At 70.4% G+C, this 14,588-nt stretch carries 11 protein-coding genes and 1 pseudogene; 5 read left to right on the top strand and 7 right to left on the bottom strand.

Going from position 1 to position 14,588, the window contains the following annotated elements; translation table 11 throughout:
• Nucleotides 1–19: 19 nt before the first annotated feature.
• Genes ACRDSQ_RS10370 through ACRDSQ_RS10360 form a run of 3 tightly spaced genes read left to right on the top strand, consistent with a single transcriptional unit; the run spans nucleotide 20 to nucleotide 1,728 of the window.
• Nucleotides 20–862: a helix-turn-helix domain-containing protein gene (locus tag ACRDSQ_RS10370; RefSeq protein ID WP_431420638.1), complete on the top strand. Its 843-nt coding sequence runs from the start codon at nucleotides 20–22 to the stop codon at nucleotides 860–862.
• A gap of 6 nt (nucleotides 863–868) precedes the next feature.
• The gene (locus ACRDSQ_RS10365; protein WP_431420637.1) at nucleotides 869–1,054 is read left to right on the top strand and encodes a DUF397 domain-containing protein; all 186 of its coding nucleotides are present in this window, start codon (nucleotides 869–871) and stop codon (nucleotides 1,052–1,054) included.
• A 2-nt stretch (nucleotides 1,055–1,056) separates the two neighbouring features.
• Nucleotides 1,057–1,728, top strand: a complete 672-nt coding sequence (locus ACRDSQ_RS10360) for a DNA alkylation repair protein (protein ID WP_431420636.1) — start codon at nucleotides 1,057–1,059, stop codon at nucleotides 1,726–1,728.
• Here the strand turns inward: ACRDSQ_RS10360 and ACRDSQ_RS10355 are convergent.
• The 5 genes from ACRDSQ_RS10355 to pheS all read right to left on the bottom strand — a co-directional run bounded on the left by ACRDSQ_RS10355 (nucleotide 1,725) and on the right by pheS (nucleotide 8,421).
• Nucleotides 1,725–2,480 carry a lysyl oxidase family protein gene (locus ACRDSQ_RS10355; protein WP_431420635.1) on the bottom strand — a complete coding sequence of 252 codons (756 nt, stop codon included), beginning with the start codon at nucleotides 2,478–2,480 and terminating at the stop codon, nucleotides 1,725–1,727. The genes ACRDSQ_RS10360 and ACRDSQ_RS10355 overlap by 4 nt on opposite strands.
• Before the next feature lie 104 nt (nucleotides 2,481–2,584).
• Nucleotides 2,585–2,989: a hypothetical protein gene (locus ACRDSQ_RS10350; RefSeq protein ID WP_431420634.1), complete on the bottom strand. Its 405-nt coding sequence runs from the start codon at nucleotides 2,987–2,989 to the stop codon at nucleotides 2,585–2,587.
• Nucleotides 2,990–3,008: 19 nt separating this feature from the next.
• A complete protein-coding gene (locus tag ACRDSQ_RS10345; protein WP_431420633.1) occupies nucleotides 3,009–4,706 on the bottom strand; it encodes an alpha/beta hydrolase in 1,698 nt (565 codons plus the stop codon).
• A gap of 136 nt (nucleotides 4,707–4,842) precedes the next feature.
• Nucleotides 4,843–7,353, bottom strand: a complete 2,511-nt coding sequence (gene pheT, locus ACRDSQ_RS10340; protein ID WP_431420632.1) for a phenylalanine--tRNA ligase subunit beta — start codon at nucleotides 7,351–7,353, stop codon at nucleotides 4,843–4,845.
• Nucleotides 7,354–8,421, bottom strand: a complete 1,068-nt coding sequence (gene pheS, locus ACRDSQ_RS10335) for a phenylalanine--tRNA ligase subunit alpha (RefSeq protein WP_431420631.1) — start codon at nucleotides 8,419–8,421, stop codon at nucleotides 7,354–7,356. It abuts the gene before it with no gap.
• 256 nt (nucleotides 8,422–8,677) lie between these two features.
• Here pheS and ACRDSQ_RS10330 point away from each other — a divergent pair, with 256 nt between their 5' ends.
• Together ACRDSQ_RS10330 and ACRDSQ_RS10325 are read left to right on the top strand one after the other, a co-directional pair.
• Nucleotides 8,678–10,474 carry an HSP90 family protein gene (locus tag ACRDSQ_RS10330; protein WP_431420630.1) on the top strand — a complete coding sequence of 599 codons (1,797 nt, stop codon included), beginning with the start codon at nucleotides 8,678–8,680 and terminating at the stop codon, nucleotides 10,472–10,474.
• A gap of 20 nt (nucleotides 10,475–10,494) precedes the next feature.
• Nucleotides 10,495–13,299 (top strand): tetratricopeptide repeat protein, encoded by a 2,805-nt coding sequence (locus ACRDSQ_RS10325; protein WP_431420629.1) that lies wholly within the window; start codon nucleotides 10,495–10,497, stop codon nucleotides 13,297–13,299.
• Here the strand turns inward: ACRDSQ_RS10325 and ACRDSQ_RS10320 are convergent.
• Both ACRDSQ_RS10320 and ACRDSQ_RS10315 read right to left on the bottom strand, forming a co-directional pair.
• A pseudogene (locus tag ACRDSQ_RS10320) lies at nucleotides 13,277–13,714 on the bottom strand (DNA alkylation repair protein); the annotation flags it as partial. The gene ACRDSQ_RS10325 and the pseudogene ACRDSQ_RS10320 sit on opposite strands and share 23 nt — an antisense overlap.
• An 89-nt stretch (nucleotides 13,715–13,803) precedes the next feature.
• Nucleotides 13,804–14,588 (bottom strand): TrmH family RNA methyltransferase (locus tag ACRDSQ_RS10315; RefSeq protein ID WP_431420628.1); only part of this gene is annotated, 785 nt, incomplete at its 5' end.

The following is a 14,588-nucleotide window of genomic DNA, read 5'->3' as shown; positions in this document are numbered from 1 at the left end:
CTCCTGGTGAGATGATCAGATGACCAAGCACGACACCGCCAGGGACCGCGCGATCGGCAGCCTGTTCGCCGAACTGCGCGCCGCAGCCGAAATGAGCACCTCGGTCGCGGCTGAGAAAGCCGGCTTCTCCAACGCCTCGTTGAACCGCATGGAGAACGGCATCCGGCCGACCAGCCCCGAAGCCGCCGCCGCCCTCTTGACGGTCTACGCCGTTCCCAAACTCGAACGCAAGCGCATCCTCACCCTGGTCAGCAGCCCGCTGTCGTCATCGTGGTGGAGTCTGCTCGCGGCCGTCCGCTTGACCAGGCAACCGATCTTGGCCATCTTCGAAGCCCAAGCCACCAAGATCTCGCACGTCAACCTGGCGCGTGTGCCTGGCCTGCTCCAAACCCCCGCCTACATCCGCGCATTGATGTACGCCAACGAAGGCAAGACGGAGGCGTCCGAGCGTCGTGTCGAGGTCCGGTTGGCGCGGCAGGAGGTGCTTCGCAAGCCACGAGCGCCCAAGTACTTCGCAATGCTGGAGGAAGGTGCGCTGCGCAGGATGCACGGGGGTGCCGAGGTCATGGCCGAGCAGATCCAGCACATCGCCGACATGACCGAACTGCCCCACGTCGATGTGCGCGTGGCTCCCTTCGACCTGGAACGGTGGGACGGTTCCAGCGGTAACTACGGCCTGATGGAGTATCGGAACGCACCGACGATCCTGCATGTGGACACCACCGCCGTAACCTTCACCGACGCGCCAGAACATGTAGAGAAGTTTCAGACGCGGCTGGATACGATGCGTAGGGAGGCGCTGAGTTCAGCCGAATCGGTGAAATTTCTCCGCCGCGTGGCACTCGAATACCGACGAAGGTGAAACAAGATGGATCTTGATCACGCACGGTGGCGTAAGTCCAGCTGGAGTGGCAGTGAGGGGGAAACCACCGAGTGCGTCGAGGTCGCGTTCGTGCCGGGGACCGTCGGTGTGCGGGATTCCAAGAAGCCTGGGGCGGGTGCGCTGATCCTGCCCGAGTACGCCTGGCGGTCGGCGCTGGCCACTTTCCGCTGACCGTGGAGTTCATCGACGCCGTGCGAGCCGGGTTGGCCGAGGTCGGCGACCCGGCGCGGGCACCGGACATGCAGCGCTACATGAAGTCCGACATGCCCTTCCGGGGCGTCCCCAAGCCCGCGCGGGCGGCGCTGGTGCGCACCCTGTTCGCCGAGCACCCCTTCACCGACCGCGCCGCCTGGATCGCCGCCGTCGCCGAACTCTGGCGAGACGCCGAGTACCGCGAGGAACGCTACGTCGCCCTCGACCTGCTCGCCCACAAGCGTTACGCCCCCTGGGACGGCCTGGACCTGCTCCCCCTCTACGAGGAAATGATCGTCACCGGCGCCTGGTGGGACTTCGTCGACGAGATCGCCGCCCGCCGAGTCGGCCCGCTCGTGCTCGCCCACCACGACACCCTCGCGCCCACCATGCGCGACTGGGCCGTCGACCCCGACCGGTGGAAGCGGCGCACCTCAGTCCTCTGCCAGCTCAAGGCCCGCGACGCCACCGACACCGACCTGCTGGCCGACACCATCGAGTCCACACTGGACGACCCGGACTTCTTCCTGCGCAAGGCGATCGGCTGGGCCCTGCGCGAGCACGCGAAGACCGACCCGGGCTGGGTCCGGCATTTCGCCGACACCCACGCCCTCTCGCCGCTTTCCCGCCGGGAAGCCCTCAGAAGAAGCTAGGCGACCGGACCGTAGCCGAGGGTCCGGACCGTCATCGCGCCGCGGCGCAAGGTGAGCTGGAGATCGACCCAGGTCTCGTTGTTCGCGTCGTTGGCCTCGGCGAACAGGCCGTTCCCGTCGGCGGTCGCCCGCAGGCGGTACCTGCCCTCAGGCACGCCGGTGATGTCGTAGAACTGGTCGGACAGCGTCCAGCTGTACTTGTCGCCCCAGCCGACCGACAGACCCATCGACAGCGAAGTCGAGTCGTGGTGTCCGCAGCCCGCACTGGTGTACACCGGCTGCTGCGGGGCTCCGGGCAGCGAGAGCCGGTAGGAGTTGGTGTCCATGAAGCAGAACCCGCCCTTGGCCGACGCGCCGACCTGCGCGCCGTTGTCCAGGCGGTGCAGCGTGTACGTCTCCAGGTCCTTGACGTGGTAGTGCCCGTGGCTGTCGCTGCCGAAGGTCATCGTGGCCGCCGTCGGGGTGTCCGTCGCGGACCCGTCGGTGTTCTCGATCCGCTGGGACACAGCGAAAGCGGAGTTCTGGTCCGGGCGGGACGCCACCAGGCGGAACGGTCCCGCGCCGACGTTGACGACCGTCGCGGAGAACCGCAGCTGCTGCTGCCCCGCCACCGTCCTGGTGACCGTGAGGTCGGTCAGCTTCGCCATCCCGAGGTCGGGCAGCTTCGGGGTGGCCGCCGCGGCCGGACTCTGCAACGCGACAAGCATCCCCGCGGAAAGCAGGGTGACGGCCGTGGCAAACCAACGAGACACCTTGAACCTCCACTGTGGACAACAAGAGTGTGGACAGCAAGAGCGGACGAACGAGAATACGGGTGAAGCGCCCGGCGATGCCGGGCGCGTTCACCATTGGGCGCCTACTTCGGAGGCTCGGGTTCACCCTTCTCGTCGCCGAAGAAGCACAGGTGCGACAGCCCGGCGAACCCGCCGTTCGGGTTGACCGGGGAGTGCAGGCCGGTGTCGCTCGTCACGCCCGGCGCCGGGTAGGTGTACAGGTTGAAGCCGGGGCCGCCCTTGACGATGACGGAGGTGACCAGGAAGCCGTCGATTGTGGTGAAGGAGAACGTGGAGCCGGTGACGGTGAGGGTGACGATGCCACCCTTCGCGCCACTGGTCACGGGCTCGATCTTGAACCCGCCCGCGCAACTCGGGTTGCCCGTGCCGGTGACGGGCGCGACGTGGGTCGCCGAGGCGGTGACGGAGCCGAGGAGTGAGAACGTGGCGATGAACACCACGCCGAGCAAGATTTTGGCGAATCGCATGAGCCGCACCCCTTGTCGATCAGCGCCGCCGAGCGGCCTTGTTGCCGCTGAGCAGCTTGGTGAGGTCCCCGACGTGGGAAGTATGTCTGGCGTGCGGGAGTCTGACTTGGGCCTTTGGTCCCGATTTTGCGTTTCGGCCGCCGGTGGTGTGGGCTAGCGCGCGATCATCGTCCGCGGATCGTTCCATGAGGACCCGGGCGTCTTCCCGCGCGGGACCGGCGGGTGGGGTGGGCTGGGGAAACGGGTCGCACTGGGTGTCCGATCCCCTGCCGGGCCTGCGATCCGGGAGTGTGCCACTGGCCAGATAGTCGGCGACTTGGTTGTCCACACACAGGTTGCCGAACAGGCTCGCCGAGTGGGTCGTGCCGCCGACTCCCTCGATCAGCGCGGAGTTCGGGAATCGGTCACGCACCTCAAGGGCACCCTCGAACGGCGTGGCGCCGTCCAGGGTCTCGTTGATCAGCAGAATCGGGGGCGCCTTCGAGCCGTCGACCTCGACCGGCGTGCCCGGCCGCGCGGTCCAGTACACGCAGGGCGCGTTGTACCAGGCGTTGTTCCAGGTCTCGAACGGCGCGATCGCGTGGATGCGCCAGTTGTCGGCCCGCCAGCGGTCCCAGTTCGTCGGCCACCGCACGTCGGTGCACTGCACGCCCAGGTACACCGCGAAACTGTTGTCCGACCCCGGTTGCCGGCTGTTGAGGCCGTCCCAGATCGCCTTGATCCCGAAGACGTCGCCCGTGGCGCGGTACTGCGCATACGCGGACCCGAGGTCCGTCCAGACGTGCACGAAGTACGCGGCCCGCAGGAAAACGTCGGCCAGCTCGTCCGGGCCGATCACCCCGCCCGCGGGCGTCTGACGCAGCTTGTCGAGGTCGGCGTAGTAACCGGCCTCGATCGCGCGGCCGTCGGTGCCCAGGTGATAGGCACCGTCGTGCTTGGCGAGCCAGTCGAAGTAGATCTTGATGTTGCGGTCGAACGCGACGTCCTGGTTGAGATTCGACTGGTACCAGATGCTTCGCGGGTCGACCACGCCGTCGAGGACCATCCGCCCGACCCGGTCGGGGTGCAGCGTCGAGTAGACCTGGCCGAGGTAGCTGCCGTAGGAGTAACCGTAGAAGTTGATCTTTTCCTGACCGAGCGCCGCGCGCAGGAGGTCCAGATCCCGGACCGTGTCGACCGTGCGCAGGTGCCCCAGCAGGTCGCCGCCCGCGGCTCCGCAGGCCTTGGCATAGCCCTTGGAGCGGTCGAGCCAGGTCTGCTCGAGTTCCCTGGACACCGGCACGTAGTACGGCCGGTTGTAAGTGAAGTAGCCGCTGTCGCAGGACAGCGCGGGCTCGCTCGCCCCGACGCCGCGCACGTCGAGACCCACCCAGTCGTAGCCCTTCCCGGCACCCTTGGGGACCCGGTCGCCGAGGACGGCCATGGCCAGCCCGGCCCCGCCCGGTCCGCCCGGGTTGGTCAGCATGACGCCCTGGTACTGCTCGGGGGGCACGGTCGCCTTGATCCGCGACACCGCGAGCCTGATCTTCGCGCCTGCCGGGTCCGCGTGGTTCAGCGGGACTTCGAGCTTCCCGCATTCCGCCCCGCGCACGATCAGCGCCGGGTGCGTGCACGGACCCCAGACGATCGGCTCCTGGGACGCCACCACGGTCGGCGCCGACCCGACGATTCCCGCCACGACACCCACGGCCGCGACCGCGGCAACGATCTTCCTCACCAGTGCCCCTTCGATCATGTCCGGCATCGAACCGGATCACCCGATGCTGCCCGGTGCGGCTCCACAGGGGAACCGCACCGCGCCGCGTTCTCGGTGGCGACTGGAGAAAACGCTCAGCCGTCGTGGGCCGTCAGTGTCACGCGCGCAGTGCGGCGCCGAAACGCTCGGCCGCCGAGGCCACCGCGGCGTCGCGCGCCGTGGTCGCCTCGTCCACCGTCAGCGTGCGGTCCGCCGCGCGGAAGCGCAGGGAGTACGCCAGCGACCGCTTGCCCTCGCCGACCTGCTCGCCGGTGAACACGTCGAACAGGCTCAGCTCTTCGAGCAGCTCGCCGCCGCCCGCACGCAACACGTCGGACAGCTCCTCGGCGGGCACCTCGTCGTCGACGACCAGGGCGACGTCGAGAAGAACCGGCGGGTACGGCCAGACACGCGGAACCGGCCTGCGCTCGGTGAGCGGCAGCGCGTCCAAGTCGATCTCCATCGCGCAGGTGCGCGCGGGCAGACCCATCGCCTCGGTGACCTTCGGGTGCAGCTCACCCGCGTGCCCGACGGGGAACCCGCCGACGCGCAGCTGCGCGCACCGGCCCGGGTGCCAGGGGGCGAGGTCGGCCTGGTGGACGGTCAGCCCGACACCGGCGGCGCGGGCGACGGTCTTGGCCGCCTCGACCGCGTCGGCCCAGCCTGCCTGCTCGCCCTTGCCCCACCAGCCCGCGCGCTGCCGGTGGCCCGCGAGGACCACGGCGACGTGGGCGGGCTGCATCGGCAGGGTGCCGTCGAGCTGGAGGATCTCCTCGTCACTCGGCCTGCCGTCGACGCCCACCTCGGGCATCGGGACCTGCTCGGTGCGCGGCAGCACGACCTGTCCGATGTGGAAGATCGAGACGTCCTTCGCGCCACGGGAAACGTTGCGCGACAGGACATCGAGCATCCCCGGCAGCAGCGTCGACGCCAGCTCGGCGCGGTCGGCCTCCAGCGGGTTGCTCACCGACAGGGTGCGCCTGCGGATGTCGTCGCCGGCAAGTCCGAGCTGGTCCCACGCCGTCTTGCTGACGAACGGGAACGGCAGCACCTCGACGTAGCCCGCCTCGGCGAGCGCCCTGGACACCGTGCGCTGACGCCGCTGCTTCGGGCTCAGGCCCTGACCGGCGGGCGCGGGCGGCAGCACCGACGGGATCGTGTCGTAGCCCTGCAGGCGCAGCACCTCCTCGACCAGGTCGGCGGGCTGGTTGAGGTCGGCGCGCCACGTCGGCGGGTGCACGGTGACGCTCGGCTTGCCGTCCTCGCCGGTGCCGAAGTCGACCAGGCAGCCGATCTGCTGCAGCCGGGAGACGGTGACGCCACGGTCGTAGCGCACGCCGGCAACGCGGTCGGGCAGGTCCATCGCCATGGTGAGCGCGGCGGGGGCGGTCGGGTTGCCCACGTCGGTGCGGCCGGGCTGGATGCTGCCTTCGCCGTGCTCGCGGAGCAGACGCGCGGCCCGCTCCAGGGCGGCGGGCGGCAGGGCCGGGTCGACGACGCGCTCGAAGCGCTTGGACGCCTCACTGGGCAGCTTGTGCCTGCGCACGGCCCGCGCGATCGACGCCGGGTCCCAGATCGCCGCTTCGAGCAGGATGTCGGTGGACTCGGCGCTGACCTCGGTGCTCGCGCCGCCCATGACACCGGCGAGCGAGATCGGGCCGGACTCGTCGCACACGACGATGTCGTCGGGGTCGAGGGTGCGGGTCACGTCGTCGAGGGTGACCAGCTTCTCCCTCGCCTTCGCCCGGCGGATCGTGAGACCGCCCTTGAGCTTGGTGGTGTCGAAGGCGTGCATCGGCTGGCCCATCTCGAGCATCACGTAGTTGGTGATGTCGACGGCCAGCGAGATCGAGCGGATGCCCGCGAGCATCAGCCTGCGGTGGATCCACCACGGCGTCGGCGCGGTCGGGTCGACCCCGGTGACGCGGCGGACCACGAACCGGGCGCAGCCGTCCTCGTCCTCGATGCGCACCGGGACGGACTCGGAGTCGGCCTCGGGCACGTCGATGGCGGCGGGGTCGACCATGCGCAGGTCGAACGCGCAGGCCAGCTCACGGGCCAGGCCGCGTACCGAGAAGCAGTAGCCGCGGTCGGGGGTGAGCGCCAGCTCGATGACCTTGTCGGTGAGGCCGAGAAGGTCGATCGCGTCGTCGCCGGGGGCGATGTCACCGGTCGGGAGCACCATGATGCCCGCGTGGTCGTCGCCCAGGCCCAGCTCACGGGCGGAGCAGATCATGCCCTTGCTGGTCCGGCCGTAGGTCTCGCGCGCGGTGATGGTGAAGTCGCCGGGCAGGACGGCGCCGGGCAGCGCGACGACGACGAGGTCGCCCTCGACGAAGTTGGTCGCGCCACAGATGACCTGGGTCGTGACCGGGGCGTCGGAGTCGACGTCCTCCGGGTCGTCGATCTCGACGGTGACGAACCGGATGGGCTTCTTGAACTCGGTGAGTTCCTCGATCTCGGCCACCCGGCCGACCACGAGCGGACCGGTGACCGGCCCGAGCGTGCTGATCTCCTCGACCTCCATGCCGACCCGGACGAACGCGTCCGCGATCTGCTCGGCGGTGAGGTCCCGGTGTTCCTCGGTGAGCTCAAGCTGCTGGATGAGCCAGCTGACGGGGATCCTCAACTACGCCTCCGTGCCGAAGGGAAGGGTGAACCGGACATCGCCCTCGACCATGTCACGCATGTCGGGGATGCCGTTGCGGAACTGGAGCGTCCGTTCCAGGCCCATGCCGAACGCGAAACCGGAGTAGACCTCCGGGTCGACGCCGCAGGCGCGCACGACGTTGGGGTTGACCATGCCGCAGCCACCCCACTCGATCCAGCCGGGGCCGCCCTTCTTCTCGGCGAACCAAACGTCGAGCTCGGCGGAGGGCTCGGTGAACGGGAAGTACGACGGGCGCAGCCGGACCCGCGCGTCCGGGCCGAACATGGCCCGGGCGAACGCGTCGAGCGTGCCCTTGAGGTGGGCCATCGTGAGGCCCTTGTCGACGGCGAGGCCCTCGACCTGGTGGAACACCGGCGTGTGCGTGGCGTCCAGGGCGTCGGTGCGGTAGACCCGGCCCGGGCAGACGACGTAGACCGGCAGCTCACGGCCCAGCAGCGAGCGAATCTGCACCGGCGAGGTGTGGGTGCGCAGGACCAGGCCCGAGTTCTCCGGCGCGACGTAGAACGTGTCCTGCATCGTGCGCGCGGGATGGTCCTTCTTGAAGTTCAGCGCGTCGAAGTTGAACCACTCGGTCTCGACCTCGGGGCCCTCGGCCACCTCGTAGCCCATACCGACGAACACGTCGGCGACCCGCTCTGACAGCGTGGTCAGCGGGTGGCGGGCGCCTCTGGGGGTGCGGTCCCAGGGCAGGGTGACGTCGACGCCCTCCTCGCGCAGCACCCGCTCGTCGCGCTCGACCTGCAGCGCCGCGCGCCGCTCGTCGAAGGCGGCGTTGATCAGGGCCTGGGCCTCGTTGACCCGCTTGCCCGCCTCGGAGCGCGCCTTGGGAGGCAGCGCGCCGATCTCGCGGCGGGCCTGCAGCAGGGGGGACTTGTCACCCAGGTGGGCGGGCTTCACCGCGGCGAGCGCGTCGAGGTCGGCGGCGGCGGAGAACTCCTCGCGCGCTTTCTCGACAGCGGCCTGCAGGGTCTCCGGTGAGAGCGCCGCGACCTCTTTGGGGTCGTACGGGTCGTTGGCTCCGGACATGGTTGGTGGACAGCTCCCGAGATCCTGTGATGGCCGAGCGGTACACCCGATCGGCCGGGTGAGCAGCTTGATCCTAGGTGATGGAGGTCGAGCGCCCCCATCGAGTTAACTGTGTTGGATGGCGTCCCCTCCGGGGACGCGGCTCAGTCGCCTTCAGGTGACCGCGACCGAGCGTGGTCATGGGTTTCACACACAGTGTCCCAGGACACCTGTACTGTCAGGCCGCCCCGCCCCTACCCGCTGTTGAGGTTCCGTCTTGGCCCAGACCTTCGGTGTGAACCTGCGCGGCGTCATCGATCTGCTCAGCCACCACCTCTACAGCAGCCCCCGCGTCTACCTGCGTGAACTGCTCCAGAACGCGGTCGACGCGGTCACCGCGCGCAGGCTGGGCGACCCGTCGGCGCCCGGTCGGATCCTGATCGAGTCCACCGAGCGGACCGGCAACGGCACCCTGCGGATAACGGACACGGGGATCGGGCTCGACGAGTCCGAGGTGCACTCGCTGCTGTCCACCCTGGGCGGCACGTCCAAGCGTGACGAACTCGGCTTCGCCCGGCAGGACTTCCTCGGGCAGTTCGGGGTGGGCCTGCTCTCCTGTTTCCTGGTCGCCGACGAGGTGCGGCTGGTGAGCCGCTCGGCCAACGGCAGCCCGGCGGTGCGCTGGGTCGCCCACGGCGACGGCACCTATGAGGTCGAGGTCGACGACTCCGCCCGGGCCGAGGTCGGCACGACGGTGGAGTTGGTCCCCCGGCGCGACTGCGACCACTGGGCCGAGTACGAGACGGTGGCGATGCTGGCCGCCGAATTCGGGTCGCTGCTGCCGGTCGAGGTCCGGGTCGCCGGGCCGAACGGGCAGGTCGTGGTCACCGAGGACGAGCTGCCGTGGGCCCGGCGCAAAGACGAGTCCGTCGCCCAGCACCACGAGCGGCTGGCCGAGTACTGCCGGGAGACGCTGGGCTTCGAGCCGTTCGACGTGGTGCCGCTGGAGTTCGGCGCGGTGGGGCTGACCGGGGCGGCGTTCGTGCTGCCCGCGGGCGCCAACCCGGGGACCCGGCAGGCGCACCGGGTGTACCTCAAGCGGATGCTCGTGGGCACATCGATCGAGGGTCTGCTGCCCGACTGGGCGTACTTCGTCCGGTGTGTGGTCGACACGTCGGCGCTGCGGCCCACCGCGAGCCGCGAGTCCCTCTATGAGGACGAGACACTGCTGGCCGTGCGCGATGCCCTTGGGACCCGGCTGCGTGACTGGCTGCTGCGGCTGGACGCGACCGAGCCGGACCGGGCGGCGGCGATGCTGGCCGCGCACCAGCTCGGCATCAAGTCCGTCGCCCTGATCGACGACGAGCTGCTGCGGCTGGCCGAGCGGTGGGTGCCGTTCGAGACGACCAGGGGCACGATGCCGCTGCGCCAGTTCCGCCGCGGCCACGCCACCGTGCTCTACACCCCCGACGTCGACGAGTTCCGCCAGCTCGCGCCGGTGGCCCGCGCCCACGGCATCGGCCTGGTCAACGCCGGCTACGCCTACGACACGGAGTTGCTGAAGCGGCTGGCCGCCCTCGACGGCGCCAACACCGCCCGTCGGGTGGAGCCCTCGGAGCTGCTGGCCGCACTCGGCCGCCCCGGCGCGCAGGTCGAGGCGACAATGAAGCGGACGATGTCGGTGGCGGCGAAGGTCCTCGACGGGCACGACTGCGAACCGATGCTGCGCGACTTCGACCCGGTGTCGCTGCCCGCGCTGCTGGTGGCCGACGCGGGCGGCGCCCGTCGACGCGACGCCGCCGACGCCCGCGAGACCGCGGACCCGCTGTGGCAGGACCTGCTGGGCAGGCTGGTGGACGCCGACTCGGGCGCGGCCCAGCACCTGGTCTTGAACACGCGCAACCCGCTGGTGGCGCGCCTGGCGGGCATCGACGACCCGACGCTGCTGGAGACGGCCGTGCTCGCGCTGTACGTCCACGCCCTGCTGCAGTCCCACCGACCGCTGCGCCCGAAGGACACCGCGACGCTCAACGGGTCCTTCCTGGACTTGCTGGACCGCGCTATCGGCGACTGAACACCGGAGACGAGCAGAGTATGTCCACGTCAGAGCCGATCCCGGACGAGGCACGCGACCGCGTCGCCCACATGGTGCACGCGACCGAATCGATGCCCGCGGGGCAAGCCAAGTGCGAGGCGCTGGAACGGGCCGCGCGCGCCGCCGACGCGGCCGGGTTCACCGACTACGCCGTCGCCGCCCGGCTGATCCTGGTCAACGCCTACCGGGAGATCCGCCGCTACGACCTCATGCTGACTCCGTTCGCCTGGCTGCGCACGACCGAGCGGCAGCACCCGGAGAGCTTCGACGAGTGGGCGCTGCACCAGTTCAACTGGATGCACAAGTGGCTGCCGACGGGGCTGCTCGGCGATCCCCGGTTCAGCCTGGAGCAGATCGGCTCCGTCGTGGAGGAGCTTGCCGAGCGCTACCGGCAGCAGGGGTACTCGCTGCATCCGGTGCACGACAAGCTGCGCGCGATCGCCCACCACATCGGCGACACCTCGGCGGCCGACGCGCACTTCGCCGCGTGGCGGGCCGCGGAGCCCGATGAGATGAGCGACTGCGCGGCGTGCGTTGTGGACAGTCAGGTCGGGTATTTCGTGTCCCGCAAGCGGTTCGAGGAGGCCATCGACGCGGCCCGATCGGTGCTGACCGAGCCGTCGGACTGCGCCGAGCAGCCGCACGGGGTGATGGCGTCGCTGCTGCAGGCGTACCTCGCGACCGGCAGGCTCGATGAGGCGGCGCGCGCGCATCTCGTGTCGTACCGGGTGGTTCGGGACACGCCGCAGGCACGGTCGGCGCTGCACGCGCACCTGCGGTTCTGCGCGTTGACCGGCAACGCGGCGCGCGGGTTGGAGATCTTGACCCGCAACCTCGACGTGCTCGCCGACGCGCCGAGTCCGAAGGTGCGGCAGGACTTCGCGACCGCGGCCGCCCTGCTGCTGAGCCGGGTGCCCGACCGCGCGGACCGGATGTTCCGGCTCGACGACCGCGCGGTGTCCGGTGAGGAACTGTGGGCGCACTGCGTCGAGACGGCGCGGAGCACGGCGAGGAAGTTCGACGAGCGCAACGGGACCGACGCGGCGAGCAGGCGGGTCGAAGAGACCCTGGCGCTGCCCGACGCCGCGCCGATCGTACTTGCCGTGCCGGGGTCCGCGGCTGTCGTGAAGCCGGTCGAGCCGGTCGACTTGGCCGACCCGGTGGACGTCGCCGAGCGCGCGTGCGCCGTGATGGACGGCGGCGGGCTGTTCACCGGCGCCCGGCTGCTGGCCGCGCTGCCCGCGGATCTCGACGGCCTGCTGCCCGACGGGCTGGCCGCCCGGGTCGCCGTGCACCGCACCTGGCTGGCGCGCCGGGCCACGCCCGAGGAGCTGATCGAGAGCCTCAACGGCATCCTCGTGCGGCTCACCGCCGCGGGTGAGGATTCGGCGGCGGCCCGGCTGCACTCGTTCCTCGCCGACCTGCTGAACTCGGTCGAACGCCCGGACGACGCCGCGGAGCACGCCCGGCTGGCACTGGAGATCTCCCAGCGCGCGGGTGACCCGGTCGGCGTCATGCGGGCCCACCTGGCGACGTCGGACCTGCTCGCCGAGACCGACCCGGAGCTGGCAGCGTCCGAAGTGGACGAAGCGGAGCGGATCGCGGTCGAGTCGGCGCCCAACCGGCTTGGCGGGGTCCGCAAGGCGCGCGCGGAACTGTTGGAACGCAAGGGAGATCTCGAAGGGTCGCTGAAGATCATCGAGGCGCTCGCGGCGGACGCCGAGCGGTGGCCGGAGTCGACGCGGCTCGCGGTGAGCGGCCACCGGGCGCGGCTGCTGGCGAACCTGGGGCGGGTCGAGGAGTCGGTGGAGCAGTTCGCGCACTTCGTGGAGGTGGCGCGCACGTACCCGGGGCCGTGGGTGGCTGAGGCGTTGATGCAGTCGGCGAGCCTGCTTGACCAGACGGATCTTGCCGGGTCTCACCTGCCGGTCCTGATCGACGCGGTCGCAGCGGCGCGGACGTATCTGACTCCGGGTGCGGTCGGGCAGGCGTGTCTACACCTCTCGGCGGGGTACCTGGCGGCGGGGCGGGACATCGAGGCGGCGGAGACCCTGGAGGAAGCGCTGCGGCTGATGCCGACGGCGTTCGTCGGTCCGGTCGCGGACATCCACTACCGGCTCGCCCTGGCGTGCCGAAACCTCGGCGAATTCGACGGCGCCGCCAACCACTTCGACGCGGTCCTGGCCACCGCCGACGACGGCGACCACGGACTGCGGGCGCATGTGCTGTTCCAACTCGGCGACGCCCGGCTCGAACTCGGGGACTACCCGGGCGCGGCGGCGTCCTTCCGCGAGTCGGCGGCGACCTGGCAGGTGGCCGACAACCCGGTGGCGGCGGCGGAATCCCTGGTGAAGCTCGCGCACGCGGCGGGCCTGGACGACTTGCGTGCGGGTCTGCTCGCCCTGGACGAGGCGGCGGATCTGTTGCCGGACGACTCGGTGCCGGGGGCGCTGGACCAGCAGGCCGACGTGATCGGGTTCCGGGTGGCGCTGCTGGCGCACCACCAGCGGTTCGCCGAGGCGCTGGAAGTCAACCAGCGCACGGAGGAATACGCGGTCCGCCTGGGAAACAGCGAGTGGCACGCGTTCCTGGCCGGGCGCGCGGCCCGGCTGCGTCTGGACCTCGGTCAGCTCGCGGCGGCGGAGTCGGACGCGCGGCGGGCGGCGGCTCTGCTGACCGACGATGCCGTCCACGCGACGGTGGGGGCGGTGTTGGGGACGTTGGCGCGGACGTTGGAGGAACAGGCGAAGCCGGTGGACACCGATCCCCTGGTCCGTGAACTCACGGACCGCCTGTCGCACTAGGGATTGTAGCTATCCAACCAGCAGGCGGTGACCTTCTACTTGGCTTGCTGTCGGCGCGGGACGTGCAGTTCGGTGGGGTCGGGTAGTCCTTGAGCACCTCGAGGCGTTCGCCGATGTCGATCGCGCGGGCGCGGTGTTCGGGGTGCTCGATGCCGATCTGGGCCAGGCAGTGGTTCATCGCCCACTGCAGACGCTCCGGGGCGCCCTTCATCTCCGCTTCGATGACGTCGAGCAGCCCCTCGAGGTCGAGCCCCTCGGGCTTCTTCACCACACGTTCGGAGGTCAGTGCCCAGCCCGCGCTCGCGATCACCGGGTCCGGGTCGGCGAACCAGGCCAAGCGCAGGTCTTCGGCGTGTGGGGTTTTCTTGACCACGTAGTTCACGAGCCAGTCGTGCACCTTGGGGACGCGCGCTTCGTTCTTCACGGCTGCTCCTTCGCTCGACCACAGTGTCCGCGAAGGAGACTCCCGGCGCGGCGGAAACTCGTCGCTCGGTGCGGAGAAAGTCAGGCGCGGTGGGCGCGGGCGCTGGCGTAGAGGCACACCGCGGCGGCGGTCGCGAGGTTCAGGCTTTCGGCGGCACCGTAGAGCGGGACCTTCACCACCGCGTCCATCTGGGACAGCACGTCGTCGTCGAGGCCGTGGGCCTCGCTGCCGAACACCCAGGCGGTCGGGGCCGTCAGCTCACCGGTCGCCTCGAACAGGTCACCGGTGGCGTGGCCGTCGGCCGCGATCAGGCGCAGGCCCGCGGAGCGGCAGGCGTCGAAGACGGCGGCGGTGTCGCGGGAGCGGATCAGGGGCAGGTGGAAGACACTGCCGGTCGACGCCCGCACGCACTTGCCGTTGTGGGGGTCGACGGTGTCGCCCGCGAACACGACCGCGGAGGCGCCCGCCGCGTCGGCGACCCGGGTGACCGTGCCCGCGTTGCCGGGGTCGGAGACACCGACCATGACCGCGACCAGCGGGCCCGCCAGCGAACCCAACGGCTGGTCGAGGACGTCGCAGACCGCGATGATGCCTTGCGGCGTAATGGTTTCCGACAGGCCGGAGGCGGCCTTGTCGTTGACGTAGGACACCGGCACGCTCACCGAGTCGAGCAGTTCGGCGTTGCGGGCGGCGGCCTCGGGGGTCACGAACAGCTCGTGGACCCGCCCGAACGCCAACGCCTCACGCACCGCCTGGGCGCCCTCGACGAGGAACCGGCCCGCCTTGTCCCGACCCGCGCGGCGGGTCAGGGCACGCGCGGCAGCGACCCGGGGGGTCCGTTCAGTGAACGGCTCCACCCCGGGTC

The organism is Actinokineospora sp. (assembly GCF_050699995.1).
In the GTDB taxonomy this organism is placed as follows: domain Bacteria; phylum Actinomycetota; class Actinomycetes; order Mycobacteriales; family Pseudonocardiaceae; genus Actinokineospora.
Note: the sequence above shows the minus strand (reverse complement) of the source record. Positions and strands in the feature narration are given on the sequence as shown.

Coding starts and splice junctions, on each gene's coding strand:
- ACRDSQ_RS10370 (WP_431420638.1), top strand. CDS start 20: ATGACCAAGCACGACACCGCCAGGGACCGCGCGATCGGCAGCCTGTTC.
- ACRDSQ_RS10365 (WP_431420637.1), top strand. CDS start 869: ATGGATCTTGATCACGCACGGTGGCGTAAGTCCAGCTGGAGTGGCAGT.
- ACRDSQ_RS10350 (WP_431420634.1), bottom strand. CDS start 2,989: ATGCGATTCGCCAAAATCTTGCTCGGCGTGGTGTTCATCGCCACGTTC.
- pheS (WP_431420631.1), bottom strand. CDS start 8,421: ATGTCCGGAGCCAACGACCCGTACGACCCCAAAGAGGTCGCGGCGCTC.
- ACRDSQ_RS10325 (WP_431420629.1), top strand. CDS start 10,495: ATGTCCACGTCAGAGCCGATCCCGGACGAGGCACGCGACCGCGTCGCC.